Raw genomic sequence first — 19225 nt, 5'->3', positions numbered from 1 at the left:
AGTTACTCATCCTCCGGCTGATAAATCGCAACACCGGTGAGCGTCTGGTTCACATGGATTGAATTGTATTGTTCGCCATAGGTCGAAAACCCATACACATGATTGCGCGCCAGAATATCCGAGATGTCGCGCGTCTTCTGCTTTTCCTGCGCCTCTAACCGGCGCAGGATGCAGTCACAGCCCAAAATGGTATCCGGTTGGTGCTTTTCGTTCAGCGCACTAATTTCTGTTTGCAGATGTTCGACCATGTCACGAGGTTCAGCCAGCGTCAGAACCAAACCTTCATCAATGGCCGAGAAAAAAACCAGATCCCCATTGCCAGCCACCTGTTGGATCGCGCGGACGTGATGCTGCCCGCCAATTTGCACGACCACTGGATGGGCGGCAAAGGTGAATGTTGTCAGTTGCTCGGGGTCTTTTCCAAGAATGCGCGCATATTCGCGCGCGGCTGGTTCTGCGTTGATCTCCTGTACAATCCGCTTTGCCGGATCAGCCTTGGTGACAACCATGCGCCGTTGGGCCGGCACTAGGTGATCGGTTTTGAACACTTTGATCGGACAGCGGGTACGAACCTGAGCCAGAATGGCCGCATTGCTGAGCGCACGACCTTCATGCAACACAAAAGTTTGCCCAAATCGCGTTCCATCCCCGGCCGAGCCGCCAAACAAAGGCACCGGCCCCAAGCCAACTGCAAGTTCAGAGGTCAGTGCATCTTCTTTGGTCGACAACCCGTCGATCATCAGGAATGTGAATTCATGCGCCCAGTCAGGCGATGACTCCATCATGGCATGACGATTATTAATCATCTCGTTAATAATGCTCTGCGCATCAATGTTGTTCAGATCGGAAATAAGGACAGTGCGGGCTTCAAAGTGGCTTTGCGGCATGGCAATCGCGACGATTTTGCCTTCACAATAGCCATCATTCGCCAACTCTCCGGCGGTGGTGCAGCCGACAACAGGTGTTGGCGCAAAAATACGCTGAGCTTCGGAAATGACGGCAGACGCATTTGACTTGGAGCTTACGAAAAGAATGACAAGCGCAAAAGGCCCATCACCCAAATCGCGTTCAAGTGATTTGACCGCCTGGGTGCTGTCATAATGTACAAATGCCGTTTTAACGATGCCTGGCGCACGGGCCTGAGCTGTCGCACACCCGACTGCTTGGTCCATCGTGCGTCCTCCCTCAAAGCGCGACGGTTGAATGAGACTATGCCGCTTAGCCCTGCTCTTGCAAGACGCTGGCAAACGACGCTTTCTTGGCGATCAAAACCGCCTGCGTGCGGCTTTGCACACCCAATTTCCGCATGATTGCAGTAACATGCGCCTTTACCGTGGTCTCGGCAATTGAAAGGTCATAGGCGATTTGCTTATTCAATTTGCCTTCGCAGATCAGTTGCAGTATTCGCGATTGCTGATTTGTCAGCGTCGCCAGCCGGTTTACTGCATCGCTGTGTTCGTCGTCTTCTTCCGCCTCGATCAACACGCAGCCTTCGGGCACAAAGATGTCACCTGCTTGCACCGCTTCTATTGCTGTTCGAAACACATCCCGCTGACTGTGCTTGGGCACATAACCAGACGCTCCGGCTTGAATAACTTGATTGACAACACGGCTGTCCGTCAGGGAAGACACCACAATGACCGGCACATTGGCAGCAGCTTTAAGACGCACAAGCCCGTCCAACCCGTCCACATCCGGCAGGTTCAGATCCAGCATGACCGCATCCGGTTTTAATCCTTGCGCCAGTAGATCCATGGCACCTTCCAGCCTGTCCACAGTGTGGATGTCGCCAATCTTCGCCACCGTCTGTAAGGTCATCGACAGAGCGTCGCAAAACAAAGGATGGTCATCAACAATCAGCACATTCTTGAAATCTGTCCGTCGGGCGGAATCGGCAAGCATTTGGTATCGCCTTTTGTAATCCATTTGGTCCCAGCCTAACCAATCCTAACACTCAATGAAAACCGTCCCTACTGGCCGATGGTCGTAGACAACAAATGGTTTGCTTACAGGGAAATGCAGCGTCACAGTGGTCTATATTGGCTGCGCGCAGGGCGGCGACTACACCCAAGGTCTTATAGGCAGGGCAGCCAACACCGCGTAGCGTAACAAAAAATGGTTGGAGACATTGAATGGAACTGAGTGACAGCCGCGTCATAGCTGCGCCACGATCCAAGGTCTGGGATGCGCTCTTGTCGGCGGAGGTTCTGAAAGACTGCGTTCCGGGGTGTCAGGAGATGACAGGCTCGGTTGAAGACGGGTTCGAAGCAACGGTTGTGCAAAAAGTGGGGCCTGTCAAAGCGACCTTCAAAGGGGCCGTCACTCTTTCCGATCTCGTGGCGCTTGAAAGCGTGAAGCTCTCGGGTGAAGGTAAGGGCGGAGCAGCAGGGTTCGCCAAAGGGTCTGCAGATGTGAGTCTGGCAGACGCCCCCGAAGGTACTTTGCTGACATACAGCGTCGACGCTCGTGTTGGCGGCAAGCTGGCCCAGTTGGGAGGACGGATCATCGACGGCGTTGCCAGAAAACTGGCTGATCAGTTCTTTGAGAATTTTCAGAACGCGGTCGAACCGCAACCAGCGCCCGAGGCGGAAACTTCGGATGACGGTGAGGAAAAGGAAGAAAAGAAAGGCTGGTTCAAACGCGTATTGGGCGATTGAACCAAGGGAATTCAGGGAGGAGAAATTCATGAAGATTTCAATGACCGTGAACGGCAAGGCCGTAAGCGGAGACGTTGAGGGCCGGACATTGCTGTCCGGTTTTCTGCGTGAGCATCTGTCTTTGACGGGCACCCATGTCGGTTGTGACACTGCGCAGTGTGGCGCCTGCGTCGTGCATGTGAACGGTGAGGCGGTGAAGTCGTGCAACATGCTGGCGGCTGAGGCTGACGGGGCCGACGTTGGTACAATCGAAGGCCAGGCCAATGCGGATGGATCGCTGAACGTGATCCAACAGGCGTTTCAGGACCACCATGGCCTTCAGTGCGGCTTTTGCACGCCAGGCATGGTGATGAGTGCGGCAGCACTGCTGAAAGAGAACCCGCGCCCAACCGAGGCTGAAATCCGGAAATATCTGGAAGGCAACCTGTGCCGATGCACCGGGTATCACAACATCGTCAAAGCGATCATGGCCGCATCTGGCCAAGACGTTTCCAGCATCGCCGCCGAGTGAGGCGCACAAGAATTTTCGCCGAAAATTCTTTTCCAGGGAGGAGAACAAGCAATGCCCAAAGACAGTGGCATCGGAGCCAGTTCCAAGCGGCGCGAGGACGTGCGCTTTCTGACCGGAGCAGGTAATTACACCGACGACATAAACGTACATGGCCAAGCTTATGTGCATTTTCTGAGATCTGACATTGCGCATGGTCGGATCAAATCAATAGACACCTCTACCGCCGAAGCCATGCCCGGCGTGGTCAAGGTGTTCACCGGCAAGGATTTTGAAGGCGTCGGCGGGATGCCTTGCGGATGGGAAGTGACCGACAAGCATGGCGCTCCGATGCAGGAACCTCCGCATCCTATTCTGGCGCAGGGCAAAGTGCGCCATGTGGGCGATCCGATTGCCGCAGTTGTGGCCGACAGCCTTGAGCAGGCGCGTGACGCTGCCGAAGCCATCGATCTGGACATCGAAGAGCTGCCCGCTGTAATCGACATGAAGGCTGCAGCGCAGGATGGCGCAACGCTGGTTCATGACGATCTAAAGAACAACATCTGTTACGATTGGCAGTTGGGTGAAACTGACGACGCCAAGGTCGATGAAGTCTTTGCCAATGCCGCGCATGTGACGACGCTTGATCTGGTCAACAACCGTCTGGTCGCGAACCCAATGGAACCGCGTGTCGCCGTTGGCGAATACAAGCGTGGAACGGACGAGTATACGCTTTATACCACGTCGCAAAACCCGCACGTGATCCGCCTGTTGATGTGCGCTTTTGTTCTGGGCTTACCCGAACACAAGGTGCGCGTTGTGGCCCCAGACGTTGGCGGTGGCTTCGGCACCAAAATCTTCCACTATGCGGAAGAGGCATTCTGTACCTTCGCTGCCAAAGCTTGTGGCCGTCCGGTCAAGTGGACTTCAAGCCGGTCCGAGGCGTTCATGTCAGATGCCCATGGCCGTGACCATGTCAGCAAGATCGAACTGGCGCTGGATGCAGATAACAATTTCATCGGTCTGCGTACCAACACCTTTGCCAATCTGGGTGCGTATCTGTCGACCTTCTCAAGCTCGGTTCCAACCTGGCTGCATGGGACTCTGATGGCAGGCAACTACAAGACGCCGGTCATTCAGGTGAATGTGAAAGCGATGTTCACCAACACGGTTCCGGTGGATGCCTATCGCGGTGCGGGTCGTCCCGAAGCGACGTTCCAGTTGGAGCGCGTAGTGGATAAGGCAGCGCGCGAGTTGGGCGTCGACCCGATAGCGCTGCGCCGTCAGAACTTTGTCACTCAGTTCCCCTATGACACACCAGTAGCGCTGACCTATGACACCGGGGATTACAACGGAACGATGGACAAGCTTGAGGCCGCTGCTGATCTGGCAGGCTTTGCCGCGCGTCGTACGCAAAGCGAAGCCAAAGGCAAGCTGCGGGGCTTGGGCATCAACTGCTACATCGAAGCGTGTGGCATTGCGCCATCCAACATTGTTGGGATGCTTGGGGCCCGCGCGGGTCTTTATGATGCAGCCACTGTTCGCGTGAACGCCACCGGTTCAATCAGCGTCATGGTCGGCGCACACAGCCACGGACAAGGGCACGAGACCGCCTTCCCACAGGTTGTGGCCGACATGATCGGCATTGATGAGTCGTTGGTCGAAATCGTACATGGCGATACTTCGAAGATTCCGTTTGGAATGGGCACATACGGCTCTCGTTCGTTGGCTGTCTGCGGCTCGGCTATGGTCAAGGCAACTGAGAAGGTGATCGAAAAAGCCAAAAAGATCGCCGCGCACCTGTTGGAAGCGTCCGAGGCCGATATCGAGTTGAAAGACGGTCAGTTTAGTGTAGCAGGAACCGACAAATCGGTGGCCTGGGGCGATGTAACCCTGACGGCCTATGTTCCACACAACTTCCCGCTAGAAGTGGAGCCAGGGCTGGAAGAGACTGCGTTCTATGACCCGGCCAATTTTACCTTCCCGGCTGGTGCCTACGCCTGTGAGGTTGAGGTCGATCCGGATACCGGCCAGGTCAGCATCGAAAAGTTCACGGCGGCGGACGACTTTGGCAACATCATCAACCCGATGATCGTCGACGGTCAGGTGCATGGCGGTATTGGCCAGGGCATCGGCCAGGCTCTGCTTGAGAACTGTGCCTATGATGAGAACGGCCAACTGCTCAGCGCCTCGTACATGGACTACGCCATGCCGCGCGCGGATGATGTGCCGTTTTATGGTGTTGACCATTCCAGCCAGACGCCCTGTACGCACAATCCGCTTGGAGTGAAGGGTTGTGGTGAAGCTGGTGCAATTGGCTCGCCACCTGCAGTGGTCAATGCGGTGCTGGATGCGTTGAACTCGGGCGGGAAGGCGGTGGATCACATCGACATGCCGATGAGCCCGGCTCGCGTCTGGTCGGCGATGAACAGCTGAGGTGTTGGGGTGCGAGGGGCCAGCCCCTCGCGCTCCCCGAGATATTTATAGCCAGATGAAGGGCGGATCCGCGCCTTTCGGAAAGGAAGACGAAATGTACAGTTTCGATTTTGAAAAACCCTCGACCATCGCCGATGCGGTTGCCGCGTTGGGGGCTGAGGATGCGCAGGCTTTGGGAGGCGGGCAGACACTGATCCCGACACTGAAGCAGAGACTTGCCGCGCCATCCAAGCTGGTGTCGATGAGTGGGATAGCCGAGATGCAGGGCGTTTGCGCTGAGGATGACGGGTCCGTCTCGATCGGTGGCGCGACAACGCATGCCACTGTGGAGCGTGACGCTGCCGCTACGTATCCAGCCCTGGCGGCGCTTGCCGGTCAGATCGGTGATCCTGCAGTGCGCAATCGGGGCACCATTGGTGGCTCTGTGGCCAACAATGATCCGGCAGCTTGCTATCCAGCGGGGGTTCTGGGGTCCGGGGCAACCATCGTGACAAATGCGCGTCAGATCGCTGCGGATGCGTTCTTTGAGGGCATGTTTACAACTGCGCTTGACGAAGGTGAAATCATCACCTCGATCCGTTTCCCCGTACCGCAGGCAGCGAGCTATCAAAAGTTCCTGCAGCCCGCGTCACGGTTTGCGTTGGTCGGCGTCTACCTGGCTCGTTTTGCGGATGGCGTGCGCGTTGCTGTGACGGGTGCAAGCGAAGATGGTGTCTTCCGTTGGTCCGAGGCCGAAGAAGCCCTGGACAAGGAATTCCGCCCAGATGCTTTGATGGGCCTTCGGATCAATCCGGCGAACATGATCGCCGATTTGCATGGCAGCAAAGAATACCGCGCGCACCTTGTATCGGTCATGACAAAGCGCGCAATTGAAGCCTGCATGTAAGCATTGTTGAAACGAGAGTCCGCTAAGCCCCGGTTCGCCCCGGGGCTTTTTTTGCGGAAACTCAAAGCTGGCGCGGGAACTTACGTAAAAAGTCAGGCCGCCCGTGACAGAGCGGCCTGACCAAACGATCTACAAATCGTGGGCTTACTCAGCAGCCTGTGTGCTTACAGTGCCGTGTTTGTCGCGCTGGCTGTCGCGGAACAATGCCTTGCCCAGCGAAACGCACATCAGACCCATCACCATTGTGAACGGCAGCGCGCCAATGATCATGGCATTGCGCAATGCATCCATCGGGTTGTTTTCACCCGCTGCCAGGATCAGCGCACCGATCACTGCCGTCAGGATCACGCCCCAGATAATGCGGTGCTTGACACCCGTTTCCTGGCTGCCACCGGACATAATGGTGTTCATCACCAAAATACCCGAGTCAGCAGACGTGACCAGAAAGGTCATGATCAGGATCACGCACATGACGTTCAGCATAGACAGCAAACCACCGTCGATCATGTAGGACAGCGTCACGAACAGCTTGTTGGTGTTCGATGCCCCGATGATCGCACCTTCAGCGGCGCCTGCCAGTTCCAAATCAATCGCAGTACCGCCCAATACGGTCATCCATGCAAAGCAGACCAGTGCCGGTGCGAACACGCAGCCCAGGATGAACTCACGGACAGTGCGACCTTTGGAGATACGCGCCAGGAACAGGCCCACAAAGGGCGAGAACGCGATCCACCAGGCCCAGTAGAAGGTAGTCCAACCAGCCTGCCAACCGAACTGACGGCCTTGCTCACCGGCTGCATAAGCTGCGGCCAAGGTCGCTTCGTCCAACTCGGCTGCTGCGCCTTCCAGCCCGCCCTTGAAGCCGTCAAAGCTACCCCAGGCGTTGGTTGCACCACCCATCAGGTCTGCTGCGTGAGCTTGCGCCTCGGCGGGTAGAGCCGCAGCAAATGCTTCGGCCGACAGGGGGCCGTAGGCATTAAAGCTAAGCGACAGGAAGTGAAGGATGTAGTCGATCATCGCTGAGCCATATGTGGTCATGGCAAAGACAAACGAACCGAATACGATAAATGTGCCCAGCAGGATTATCGACAGGACGAGGTTCAGGTTCGACAGGTATTTCACACCCCGGCCAACACCCGATACAGCCGAGATGATCGACAACGTCATGATGACGATCAGACCGGTGATCAGGCCAACTTTGCTGGGAGTCGGAACTTCTCCGCCCAAATCCATGACCCAGCCCATACCGGTGATGGCGTAGACGCCGTCAATAAACTGGCTGACCCCGTAACCGATAGTAACGGACACACCTAGGATCGTTGCAACAACGCCCAAAACATCGACCACATGGCCGAAAAAGCCGTTGACGAAACGACCAAACAGCGGTGTCAACGCCGAGCGGATCGTGAGCGGCATGTCGCGCGTGTATGCGTAGTAGGCCAGCGACAGACCAGTCACGACGTAGATCGCCCACGCATGGAAGCCATAGTGCAAGTAGGTGAAGCGGTAAGCCGATTGCAGGGCTTCAGGCGTGTTGCCTTCAACCGCTCCAGACACGACCACGGGGTTTGATCCCCAAAGGCCCAGCGGTTCTGCTGTGGCGAACACCATCAGGCCTACACCCAGACCGGCTCCAAACATCATGGAAAACCATGAGAAATTCGAGAATTCAGGTTTTTCTCCAGGAGTACCCATGACCCGGCGACCCGTTGCCGGAATGATGGCCACGATGGCAAGGAAGAAGAAAAACAGGCCTACAATTACGACATAGAAACTGTTGAAAACTTCGAGCAACTGTCCGTTCAGGCTGCCCAGCGTGCTATTCGCATTTGCGGGGAAAACCAGAGCCCACAAAACCAAGCCAACCATGATCGCCTTACTGATAAGGGCAATCGGGACGCTGTAGTTTTCATAGAAACCGGCATCCGCCGTTTCTATTTCAACGTCCGTAAAAGGTTCAGGTATCGACATGTTGGGTGCTCCTCCTTGCGTATGCCGTTTTGGATTATGTAACTGAGCAGGTTGATTTCCCGGGTCACTAAGCGAAACGCTCTGCTCCACAGGCCAGATCAACTGAGAACCTTGCACAGTTCAGATTTGAGCTACGGTCAATTGACCACGCTTGGCTGCATGGCTTACCGTTTATCTTCTCCCGGTTTTTTAACCACTTGCATACGCCCCTGGATTTTCCGGCATACGTTGAAGCCGCTTGACCAAAGCGCGCAAGCACAAATATTTTTGCGTTTTTCAACTTGGAATAAATATATGCTAGGTGAGGGTAGCTCAGTCAAAAAGGCGACACTTACACCTCAGTATACGACTAACACATTCGCTCATTTTAGTGTTAGCGACACCATCAAGCGCTGCAACGCGTCACTGAGGTTTTAGACAGTTGTTGTTGGGCTCTCAGTGGCGCCTGGTATTCCTTGAAGAGCATGAGAACACTTGGACACCGGGCCTTCTTGTTTTCGCGACATAGGTTTTCAGGGTGAAATTCCTGTTTAACCCCGCATGCACAGTTATTAATTGGTATTACAGGCCGCGCGCAATGAGGCGAGTACAGCGCTGGCATGGAAACGCCTGGTTCAGTCTGATCGGGCGCAGGCGCGTTTAGGCGCGACCCAAATCCGTTTCACGCCCTTGCGAGCAAGCATCCCAGCACGCCGCCTACAAAGCCTTGGATACTTCAACCAACGCGTGGTGAACTGAGATCGCATAGCTGCGCGGCGCGTACACCGAAAAGGCCATCCCAGCCTCATTGCAACGCAGCAAGCATCCCACGTGGTGAATGGCGGTACGACTGAAAGCCCCGGCGAGCATCTGTTCAACATCCAGGACGGTCAGGCGTTGTAACAGATCGACTACGCCTTGACCCGATACGTCCATCCGCACAAAGGCATCCGTCTGATCAGTGACCGAGGCGACACCTGCCAATTCATCCACGAGCCGACGGGCCAAGACCAACGGGCCGGAAAGCGCTTCTTCACACAGGTATTGATCAGCACCCAACCAATGCAAGCTTCTGTTTTCGCCTTGTTCGCTGCGCCCCGGCTTTGGAGCGACAACGGAACACACGGTCTCTAGCCTGGCTTTTAGCGCTTCTTCCTGACCCAAACGGGCAGAGATTGAAGCCAGGGCGATATCATCTCGTTCCTGAAGGGTAAGCGATCCAATCACATCTTTGCGGGGCTCAATGCCGCCTAAGGCAGTCTTGGCAACAAAATCACGCACGGAGCCTGTCTCCTTCAGGGTCAACGAAATGGGCACTGACAAGGGTTGCTTTGATGTTCGAATTGTCTACCGGGCTCACAACCTGAACAACTTCACCCAGACGTTGCGATCCGCGTTCCACAAAGGCAAGACCGATACTGCTGGACAAGTGTGGAGAGTATCCTGCTGAAGTGACATAGCCCTGATCGTTCTGCCGCAAATGCGGTGCACCCTCGGCAAAGACATGCGCCCCTGCCAACACAGTGTCAGAGTTCTCAACGGGTTGAATGCCAACCAGCGCCAGACCCTCGGGATCAACCAAAGCCGCGCGCGCGCTGAGCGGCGCGCCGATACTGTCTTTTTTGGTCGAAACCATGCGCCCCATACCCAGATTATGGGCGCTGATGGTTCCGTTCAGTTCATTCCCCGTGACATGGCCTTTTTCGATCCGCAATACGCCCAAGGCTTCCATCCCGTATGGGGTTACACCCAAGGGTTTGCCAAGTTCCATCAGATGCCGGATCAATGCGTCGCCGTACCGGGTGGGAACCGCCAGCTCAAACGCCAACTCGCCGGAAAACGAGATGCGGAACAGTCGGGCGGGGACACCGCCTGCAATGGTGATTTCTGCACAACCCATAAATGGGAATGCCTCATTGCTGATGTCAAATGTGTCATCAACAACTTGCTGCAACAGCTCTCGAGATTTCGGGCCCGCCACGGCAAACTGAGCCCAGGCGTCTGTGGTCGAGATCAGCTGCACGTCCATGTCCGGGAACAGGCATTGATGCACAAATTCCATATGGCGATAAACACCAACGGCATTGGCCGTCGTCGTAGTCACCACAAAATGGTCCTCGGCCAAACGCGCGGCGGTACCGTCATCCATAACAAGACCATCTTCGCGTAACATCAGCCCATATCGGGTCTTGCCCACGGGCAGCTTGGCAAACCCGTTGCAATAGACCTTGTTCAGAAACGCCGCTGCATCGGTGCCCTGTACGTCGATTTTACCCAGCGTGGTCACGTCACAAACACCGACGCCGCTGCGCACGGCCAGAACCTCGCGGTCTACCGATTGACGCCAATGGGTTTCACCGGACTGCGGGAACCATTGTGCGCGCAGCCAGGGGCCAACTTCGACAAACACCGCGCCCTGTTCTTCAGCCCATTGGTGGCTGGGCGTCAGACGGGTGGGCCTGAATTCCTTGCCGACCGAGCGCCCGGCCCAAGCTCCCAGCGACACCGGAGAATACGGCGGGCGGAATATGGTAGTACCGGTTTCTGGAATACTCTTGCCGGTGATCTCGGCCATCACGGCCAAAGCACCCACATTAGCCGTCTTGCCCTGATCGGTCGCCATTCCAAGCGTGGTGTACCGTTTCAGGTGTTCAACGCTGCGAAACCCTTCCTGTTCGGCAATTCTAACGTCCTTAACAGTCACGTCGTTCTGGAAATCCAGCCAGGCGCGGCCTTTGCCAGGCACATGCCATAGCGGCGTGATCCGAACCGCCTCGTCATTGCTCTTTGGCAGATCGATTGCGCTGGCTTTAAGCCCCAGCCCCTCCAGCGCCGTAAGCGCTGCGTTGCAGCCCGAAACTAACGCGCCAGCTGTGGTAAGATCACCGGCTGCTGCCCCTGCCACGTTCATGCCCTGTGGCAGATCAGCAGAAGGCACGAAAGCCGCAAGTTCCTCGGACCATTGGGGACGACCGCGCTGGTGGCATGTCAGCTGTACATTTGGGTTCCACCCGCCCGAGACGCCCAATCCACTTACTTCAATCGGCCGGGTTTTACCATCAGACAGCTGCACGGTGATCATTTTCAGGCCCAGTCGGCCCTGCGTATCCGTGACCTGTGCACCCGCCAGCAACTCGCATTCTGCAATGCGCGTGACATCGCGACGGGGATCAATCACGGCGACAACCTTAACACCGGCGCGGATCAGGTCTTGCGCAACAAAGTGGCCTTCGTCGTTATTTGTGAAGATTGCAACGCGCTGACCCGGCGTCACTGCCCAGCGGTTTGCGTATTCACGCATCGCGCCTGCCAGCATAATGCCCGGACGATCGTTATTCGCAAACGCGATGGGCCGCTCGGTCGCACCGGCGCACAGCACCGACCTTTTTGAGTAGATCCGCCACAGGATCTGACGCGGCTTGCCCACCTCGGGCGTAGCAAGGTGATCCGACACGCGCTCGAGCGCGCCAAAGATGCCATGGTCATACACACCAAACACGGTGGTACGCGTCAGCAGGCGGACATTGTCCATCGACGCCAGCTCGCCCAGAACCTGCGCGACCCAATCGGAATTCGAAACATCCTCGAACCTGTCGCTATCGGCTAGCAAGCGACCGCCCATCTGACTGTCTTCATCAGCCAGAATGACCCTTGCTCCAGCACGAGCCGCCGTCAAAGCGGCGATCAAGCCCGAAGGTCCCGCCCCGATCACCAGCACGTCACAATGCAGATACCCTTTATCGTAAATATCCGGGTCATCCTTTTGCGACAGGCTGCCCAGACCAGCGGCCCGGCGGATCATCGGTTCGTAGAGCTTTTCCCAGAACGCTTTGGGCCACATGAACGTTTTGTAGTAGAACCCCGCCGTCAGAAAAGGAGACAACCGGTCATTGATAGAGAGTACGTCAAACGCCAAAGAGGGCCAACGGTTTTGCGAGCGCGCCTCAAGCCCGTCAAACAACTCAACGGTCGTTGCCCGCGTATTGGGTTCCTGTCGGTCGCCCGTGCGCAATTCGACCAGCGCGTTGGGTTCTTCAGAACCCGACGCCAGAACACCCCGCGGTCGGTGATATTTGAAAGATCGGCCAACCAACCGCACATCATTGGCCAAAAGGGCCGAGGCAAGCGTGTCGCCCTGATACCCTTCGTATGACTTCCCATCGAAGGTAAAACACAGCTTTTTCGAGCGGTCGACCAAGCCCCCTTGCAAGCGATTTTTCTGAGTCATTTCCCGCGCCCCATCTTGCGGGCAACATCCCGCGCCAGTTCCGTTGCCAGAATTTCATGCGTCATTGTATTGCGGGTAACCACCAGCCAGGACCGGTCCCCCTGCTCATGAAACCAAAGCTCGCGATGCGTCCCCGCAGGGTTGTCTCGCAAGTAGACATAGTCGTGAAATTCGTCTTGCGCCGTTTCTGACTGCCAATCTGGCCGTTCGATCAACGCGGCATCGCCCAGATAGGTGAACTCGGATGCATCACGCGGGCCAAGCAGTGGGTGATTAATGATCATGTCCTGGCTTCCTCAGTGCAGATTCGGTTGCGCGCCCGCGCCTCTTTCGTCGATCATTCGACCCGTTCTGAAGCGGTCGAGACGATACGCGGTGGCGACTTCATGCGGGCGATCTGTGGCCATCAAATGCGCAAAGCAAAAGCCCGAGGCCGGCGTTGCCTTGAAGCCGCCATAGCACCAACCGCCGTTGAAATAGAGACCGTCTACACCGGTGTGGTCAATAAACGGCGACCCGTCCATCGACATGTCCATCACTCCGCCCCACATGCGCAGCAGGCGTGTTCGGCCGATCATCGGCATAAGGGACATACCCCCTTCAACGACATCTTCGACCACCGGCAGGTTGCCGCGTTGTGCATAGGTGTTGTAGCCATCGATATCGCCACCAAACACCAACCCCCCTTTGTCAGACTGGCTGATATAGAAATGCCCGGCCCCATAGGTGATCACACCGTCCAAAACTGGTTTCAGCCCCTCGGACACAAAGGCCTGCAGCACATGGCTTTCGATCGGCAGACGCAGTCCCGCATGGGCCATCACCCGGCCGGACGAACCCGCAACTGCAACGCCCACTTTCTTGGCGCCGATGTAACCCCGCGTGGTTTCAACACCCAGAACCTTGCCGTTCTCGATGCGAAATCCAGTGACCTCGCAGTTCTGAATAATATCGACACTGCGTTGGTCCGCTGCACGGGCATAGCCCCAGGCCACTCCGTCATGCCGCGCTGTACCACCGCGGCGGTGCAGCAGTCCGCCGAGGATCGGGAAACGTGCATCATCAAAATTCAGGAACGGATACATCGCACGCACACCGTCGGTGTCCAGCAATTCGGCCCCCGAGTCGGTGAACATCATCGCATTGCCCCGACGGCGATACGCATCGCGCTGTGAATCCGTGTGGCACAGGTTCAGAATGCCACGCTGACTGACCATCGCGTTGTAGTTAAGGTCCTGCTCAAGGTTCTCCCAGAGTTTCAGCGACAACTCATAGAACGGCTGATTGCCGTCCAGCAAGTAATTGGCTCGAATGATCGTGGTATTCCGGCCCACATTGCCACCACCGATCCAGCCCTTCTCCAACACTGCAACGCGGGCTGCATTATGTTCCTTCGCCAAATAGTAAGCCGTTGCCAGACCGTGACCGCCGCCACCGATGACGATAAAATCATAGTCCGATTGCGGCTCGGGATCCCGCCACGCGGGGCCCCAGCCCCTGTGTCCGTTCAGAACCTGTCGCAAAATAGCGAGCGCCGAATACCGCATGTGGAAGTGTTCCTAACTTTCTGTGCACCAACGCATCGTGACGCACTCCAATCGCCTCTGTCAGTGCATATTCCGTCATGCACTTTAACAACAGCGACAAATTTAGGATGTTCAGGGAACGTTCGCCGCAGAAATTAAAACGCAAGTCCTTCTTTTCGCCAAATAGTTCATTAGCTCAAAGAAAGAAGCAGAAGAGCTGGTGTCTTAGCACCACCTGACGCCCGGAAAGCCCTGCGCTTCACGCCCCGGACTTTTGCACATTCGCCGCAAAGCAATATCCGATACCGTGAACCGTCTTGATATATGTGGGGTCGGTCGGGTCGGGCTCGATCTTCTTGCGAAGACGCAAAACATGAACGTCTATTGTTCGGTCGCCTACGACAGTGTCCCGGCCCCGCGCCTTGTCCAGCAACTGATCACGGGAAAACACAATATGCGGGCTTAGGACAAACGCCTGCAAAACATCAAATTCCGTTGTGGTCAAAGGCGTTTGCTGACCACTGTCTTTGGATGTCAACGTCCGTTCATAAGGGTTCAGAACCCAGTCGCCGAACATGATCAGTGGAGACCCAGACCCATTTGCAGAGCTCACGTCCTCGTCCCCGCGGCTTCGACGCAACACAGTCCGGATGCGTGCCAGCACTTCACGCGCTTCGAAGGGCTTGGTGATATAATCGTCAGCACCAAATTCCAATCCTACAACGCGGTCAAAAATGTCGTCGCGGCCCGACAAAACGATGATCGGAATATTCGATTCGACCCGTAACTGGCGGGTAATGTCAAAACCACTGCGTCCCGGCAGGCCAATGTCCAACAGGATCAAATCCACGCCACCTTGCGCCAGGATCGCATCCATCGCATCGCCGTCCGCCGCACAGGTGACCTGACAACCCTGCTTCTCCAGATACCTCTGCAAGAACGAGGTGATCTGGGGATCATCATCAACTACAAGAATATGTTCTTTGACCATAATGGCTTTCTAGCGTTTTTTACAGGCTGGCGCTGATCCGTTGTACCGGCGGCCACCTGGGTCGTGCAAGCCGCGAACGGTAACAGAATTCCTCGCAACAAACGGCATCAGAACCGCAAAAAATGCAGCCCCTGCCCCTCGGGCATGGCTTCGATCTCTGCCGGAATTATGGCTAAACCGTCGGCTTGCGCCAACAGTGCGACGCGCCCGCTGTAGGATGGGGCCATTAACCGAAGGCGGGGCGCACCTTCTACGGACACGCCTTCGATCTGGACCGGGCGATACTCCTGACGACCCGCGCGGCGCTGAAGCGGCTCGGCCAGAACCGCCTGCTCTGGCATTTGAGGCGTGCGATGCAGCCCGGCCCGCCGCGCCATCATCTGCGATCCAATGATCTGCCAGGTCACATAGGCAGACACCGGGTTACCCGGCAGCCCGATATATAAAGCACCCTCTCGCCGTCCGAACATGATCGGTTTTCCGGGTTTCATCGCAACCTTCATCACATCAGTCTGGCCGCCTATTTCCGCGAATAGGCGTGGCATATGATCTTCATCCCCGACAGATACACCACCCGTGGTAATAATCAGATCAGAGGTTTCACAGGCTTCACGCAAGACCTGTTCCAGCAAGACCGGGTTGTCTTCAACCGGGCCCTTGTCGGTCAGCTCGATCCACGGCTTGTCCAACAATGCCAACAGCATATAGCGGTTCGAATTGTAAATCTGGCCGGGGCCCAATTCTTCGCCCGGCTGCTTCAACTCGCTTCCTGTCGAGAAGATTGTAACTTTCAGTTTGCGGACCACTTTCACCGCTCCGTACCCGGCCGAGGCCAAAGCGGCTGCTTCACGCGCCGTGATCTCGCATCCCCGGCGCAAGATCGGGGCACCTGCTTTCAGGTCCTCGCCCACGCGGCGGATATGCTGCCCTGGTTTCGGGCGGCGGGTGAACCGGATGCCGGTTTCGGTCGTCTCGCAGTCCTCCTGCATCAGCACCGCGTCGAAATCATCAGGAACCGGAGCACCAGTGAAGATGCGCAGTGCACTGCCTGCCGGGGCCGAATGCGCGCCGCTGTCGCCAGCTGCAATACGTCCAGCGACGGGCAAATCGAACAGTGGGCCATCGCTCAGATCCTGAGTCCGAACCGCATAGCCGTCCATCGCCGAATTATCAAAGGCTGGCATGTCGACCTTGCTGACACAGTCCTCTGCCAGAACCCGTCCAATCGCTTGAATCAACGGCAATGTTTCCGTGTCGGTCAACGGATCAGAAACGGCCAAACCGCGGTTCTGTGCCTGATCGACAGATAGGTACATGTGAGCGTGGCGGTCACAGGCGCATCCATCAGCCATTTTTGTTCTCCAATTGTTCGAACAGCGCTTCAAATCCAGCCTGCTCAGCCTCGCCGAGTTTGGGCAGATAGGCGCGCGCTTCTTCCAGGTTCGAGTTGGGATCGCCGACAACCAGCAGCATGACCATGCCATGGCGGCCATGCACGCGGCAGCGGATGCCATACACACCCTCTTTCTCGAAGGTCAAGTCCATCTCGGGCTTGCCTCTGATCTCGAAACTACGGGCTCTGACGGGGATCATTCGGATAATCGACGTTACCGTGTGACGCCCAGTAGACCCTTTGAAACGCACGGTTGCCCCAGCGGGGACACGCAACAGGTTCGGTTCAAACCGAAAGGTATGCGCCGGGGTATCGGCGTTCAAATCGATGATCTGATGCACAACGGCAACCTCGGGAACATCCGAGGCCTTCGCGACAGGAGCAAATGCCAATACCCCTGCCAAAATCGCTGCACATGGTTTCAGCGAAAATACCATCTGTCCCTCCGGGTTCAGGCCGCCCGTGAAGGTTCCCCCAACAAATCGGCCAGCGCGCTTATCATTACCGGCCATTCGGCGCGGTGGTCTTCGTCGCGCAACTCGGTCAGCAATTGGCGACCAATGGACATCACTGCAGGGGCGTCGTCTTTGACATAGGTCAGGATTCGTTGCTCGGGGTTGGCCAGAAGGAACGGCACAATAGCAGCGCCTGCCTGATCCGGAGCAGTTACCGACAAAAGACGCATCGCTGCTTGCCGCACCGGGGCCGAAATGTCATCCAGCAGGCTACGCGCCACGTCGGGGGTGCCATCCCATTGGGTCAGGACGTGCATGGCATCGATGCGAAAGGCGGTGTCTCCGGTTTTTACCATCGCCCGCAACTTACCTCTCAGCGCGTCTTGCGGTGGCAGATCGGCCTTTTGCAGCAATTTCAATGCTTGCAGCGAAAGTGTTGAATCTGTGTGCGAAAGCCCCTGAGTGATCAGATCGATCAGTTGCGCTTCGCCCAGCTCTAGCCCGTTGCGCACAATTGAAACGCCAAGCGCTGCAAAGGCTTGTTGTGCTATATCGCTTTCGGGGTCCTTGGCGATCTGAGCAAGCATGATCTGCATCCCGCGAATTTCGCCCAACAGGCGGATGGCGGACATGCGGGTCTCTCTGTCCAGCGCTTCGGCGTCGTCGTCCAGCGCGACGCGACGGCGCTTGGGATGACGGGTTGCCTTGGCCAACAGCGCCTGCTCGCGCGGTGTCAGGGGTTGAACCGTGTCTTCCTCGGCCTCTTGTGTCATCTCAGCGGCGATAGCGTCATGGCCGAGGATTGCACCGAGGCTTGATGTTGGACCATTCTCGCCCCCTTCTGAGACGTCCAGCCCAGCATCTTCCAGCGCGGCGATATCGTTCTGCGGGGCGTCTTCCTCGGTCTCCTCTTTTTCCGAGGCCACTGGCATCGGGGCCAACGCAAAGGACAGCAGCAACTCTCGGCCCTGTTGTTGGTTCACATGCGGGCGATCCACATCAGTAACAATCAAGGCAAGTGACGCCACAGCCTTGAGCCGAACGGACCGGAAGGGTGAGCGACATGCACGCTGCAACCATTCAGCCGCTTCGCGCAGGGGAGAAGTTGCAAGAGCATCTACGATAGCCCATTGCAGGCGCTCAGCCTTGAGGTCATCGCTTTCAACAGAAAAAAGCGCATTCAGGCGATCCGCCACCAAAGTCGGCGCCAAAGCTGACAACAGGCCCAACGCCTGCGCCGATACCTCGGGCTGTTGACCGGTGGCAAGGAAGTCCAGCACTTGCCAGCGCAAGTCTTCCTGATCCGCGATAGGCTGGCTACGATCCAGTCGATCGATCAGCGCCATTTGAACCTTGGCGCCGGGGTCACGCATCATACGGTCCAGCAGTTCGGGTTCTGAAAAACCGGACTGATTGAGCGCGGCAATCCGAATTTCTTCCACTGAGTCCGTCAATGCTTGCTCGACCAAAACCGGATCGTTGGGCATCAGTGCCTCATGGGCAATCAAACGAACAGCTCCATCCTTATCATTCAAAGCCTTGCGCAGAAGACCTTCGGCTTCGGCACCACCAATCGTTGCCAGGGTACGTAGGGCGCGGTGGCGCAGGCGGCGGTTTGAAGACTGTGTGAAAACGCCCAGAGTTGGCACGGCTGGTACGCCAATCCGTCCCAAAGCCTCGCAGGCAACATCGCCCAACTCCTGCCCGTCTTCGTCCATCAAAGCAATGACAATGGGCTCAATCGCAGTCGCATCCGCCATCTGCCCCAGCGCCCTGATCGCAGCGATCTGGGTGTCGAGCCAGTCATCCCATTCGTCCTGGTGCAACTCGTCTTCATCCCATGTAATCTCATCCCCGCGTCCGGTGACGAGGGTGCGCAGGTAAGGCGCGGCATCTTCGGCCTTAAGCTCGGCCAGGGCCGTCACGCAGGCCAGTTTGACCTCGCCACAGGGATCGTGAATCAGATTCTCAAGTAGCTGCGGGGCTGCTTCTTTCACACCCAATGCCCCCAGAGCTTGGGCGGCATCCTGCCGGACGTCCTCATCGTCGTCCAGCAGCGCTTCGATCAGGGCCGGGCTGTTGCTGGCGCCTATGGTGGTCAGGGCCTGAATCGCTCGCAGACGAATGACGTCATATTCGGATTTTGCATATTCGGAAAACAGGCCGGTGGCCTCATCTCGCAGGGCGGTATTGGTCTGAATGTTCATATCAAGCTG

15 protein-coding genes are annotated in these 19225 nt (G+C 56.7%); 4 read left to right on the top strand and 11 right to left on the bottom strand.

Features of this window, described 5'->3' with window-relative positions; genetic code table 11:
- Nucleotides 1–2: 2 nt before the first annotated feature.
- On the bottom strand, nt 3–1172 hold the full coding sequence (locus tag GOV89_RS12055; RefSeq protein ID WP_171177079.1) for an FIST N-terminal domain-containing protein: 1170 nt from the start codon (nt 1170–1172) through the stop codon (nt 3–5).
- Between the two features lie 46 nt (nt 1173–1218).
- The gene (locus GOV89_RS12050) at nt 1219–1902 is read right to left on the bottom strand and encodes a response regulator transcription factor (protein WP_171177081.1); all 684 of its coding nucleotides are present in this window, start codon (nt 1900–1902) and stop codon (nt 1219–1221) included.
- Between the two features lie 230 nt (nt 1903–2132).
- Here GOV89_RS12050 and GOV89_RS12045 point away from each other — a divergent pair, with 230 nt between their 5' ends.
- The 4 genes from GOV89_RS12045 (at nt 2133) to GOV89_RS12030 (ending at nt 6466) form a co-directional block, all read left to right on the top strand.
- Entirely contained in the window at nt 2133–2657 is a 525-nt protein-coding gene (locus GOV89_RS12045; RefSeq protein WP_171238297.1) for a CoxG family protein, read from the top strand.
- A 28-nt stretch (nt 2658–2685) separates the two neighbouring features.
- On the top strand, nt 2686–3168 hold the full coding sequence (locus tag GOV89_RS12040) for a (2Fe-2S)-binding protein (protein WP_171177085.1): 483 nt from the start codon (nt 2686–2688) through the stop codon (nt 3166–3168).
- A 51-nt stretch (nt 3169–3219) separates the two neighbouring features.
- Entirely contained in the window at nt 3220–5580 is a 2361-nt protein-coding gene (locus tag GOV89_RS12035) for a xanthine dehydrogenase family protein molybdopterin-binding subunit (protein ID WP_171177087.1), read from the top strand.
- A gap of 94 nt (nt 5581–5674) precedes the next feature.
- A complete protein-coding gene (locus GOV89_RS12030; RefSeq protein WP_171177089.1) occupies nt 5675–6466 on the top strand; it encodes a xanthine dehydrogenase family protein subunit M in 792 nt (263 codons plus the stop codon).
- Between the two features lie 144 nt (nt 6467–6610).
- On the opposite strand, the gene GOV89_RS12025 is transcribed toward GOV89_RS12030, so the two are convergent.
- The 9 genes from GOV89_RS12025 to GOV89_RS11985 all read right to left on the bottom strand — a co-directional run bounded on the left by GOV89_RS12025 (nt 6611) and on the right by GOV89_RS11985 (nt 19216).
- The gene (locus tag GOV89_RS12025) at nt 6611–8437 is read right to left on the bottom strand and encodes a BCCT family transporter (protein ID WP_171177091.1); all 1827 of its coding nucleotides are present in this window, start codon (nt 8435–8437) and stop codon (nt 6611–6613) included.
- A gap of 696 nt (nt 8438–9133) precedes the next feature.
- Nucleotides 9134–9697, bottom strand: coding sequence for a sarcosine oxidase subunit gamma (locus GOV89_RS12020; protein ID WP_171177093.1), 564 nt, complete (start codon nt 9695–9697; stop codon nt 9134–9136).
- Nucleotides 9690–12644, bottom strand: a complete 2955-nt coding sequence (locus tag GOV89_RS12015; RefSeq protein ID WP_171238296.1) for a sarcosine oxidase subunit alpha family protein — start codon at nt 12642–12644, stop codon at nt 9690–9692. Before GOV89_RS12015 ends, GOV89_RS12020 begins: the two co-directional genes overlap by 8 nt.
- Complete coding sequence (locus GOV89_RS12010) at nt 12641–12928, bottom strand: sarcosine oxidase subunit delta (RefSeq protein ID WP_171177097.1); 288 nt, start codon at nt 12926–12928, stop codon at nt 12641–12643. Before GOV89_RS12010 ends, GOV89_RS12015 begins: the two co-directional genes overlap by 4 nt.
- Before the next feature lie 12 nt (nt 12929–12940).
- Nucleotides 12941–14191 (bottom strand): sarcosine oxidase subunit beta family protein, encoded by a 1251-nt coding sequence (locus GOV89_RS12005; protein WP_171238295.1) that lies wholly within the window; start codon nt 14189–14191, stop codon nt 12941–12943.
- A 238-nt stretch (nt 14192–14429) separates the two neighbouring features.
- On the bottom strand, nt 14430–15161 hold the full coding sequence (locus tag GOV89_RS12000; RefSeq protein WP_171235114.1) for a response regulator: 732 nt from the start codon (nt 15159–15161) through the stop codon (nt 14430–14432).
- A 107-nt stretch (nt 15162–15268) separates the two neighbouring features.
- Entirely contained in the window at nt 15269–16513 is a 1245-nt protein-coding gene (gene glp, locus GOV89_RS11995) for a gephyrin-like molybdotransferase Glp (RefSeq protein ID WP_171177103.1), read from the bottom strand.
- Nucleotides 16506–16991, bottom strand: a complete 486-nt coding sequence (locus GOV89_RS11990) for a hypothetical protein (protein WP_171238294.1) — start codon at nt 16989–16991, stop codon at nt 16506–16508. Before GOV89_RS11990 ends, glp begins: the two co-directional genes overlap by 8 nt.
- A gap of 14 nt (nt 16992–17005) precedes the next feature.
- Nucleotides 17006–19216 (bottom strand): HEAT repeat domain-containing protein, encoded by a 2211-nt coding sequence (locus GOV89_RS11985; protein ID WP_171177107.1) that lies wholly within the window; start codon nt 19214–19216, stop codon nt 17006–17008.
- Nucleotides 19217–19225: the final 9 nt, after the last annotated feature.

The organism is Ruegeria sp. HKCCA5763 (assembly GCF_013034545.1).
Taxonomy (GTDB): domain Bacteria; phylum Pseudomonadota; class Alphaproteobacteria; order Rhodobacterales; family Rhodobacteraceae; genus Ruegeria.
This window is presented reverse-complemented; position numbering and strand designations above follow the sequence as displayed.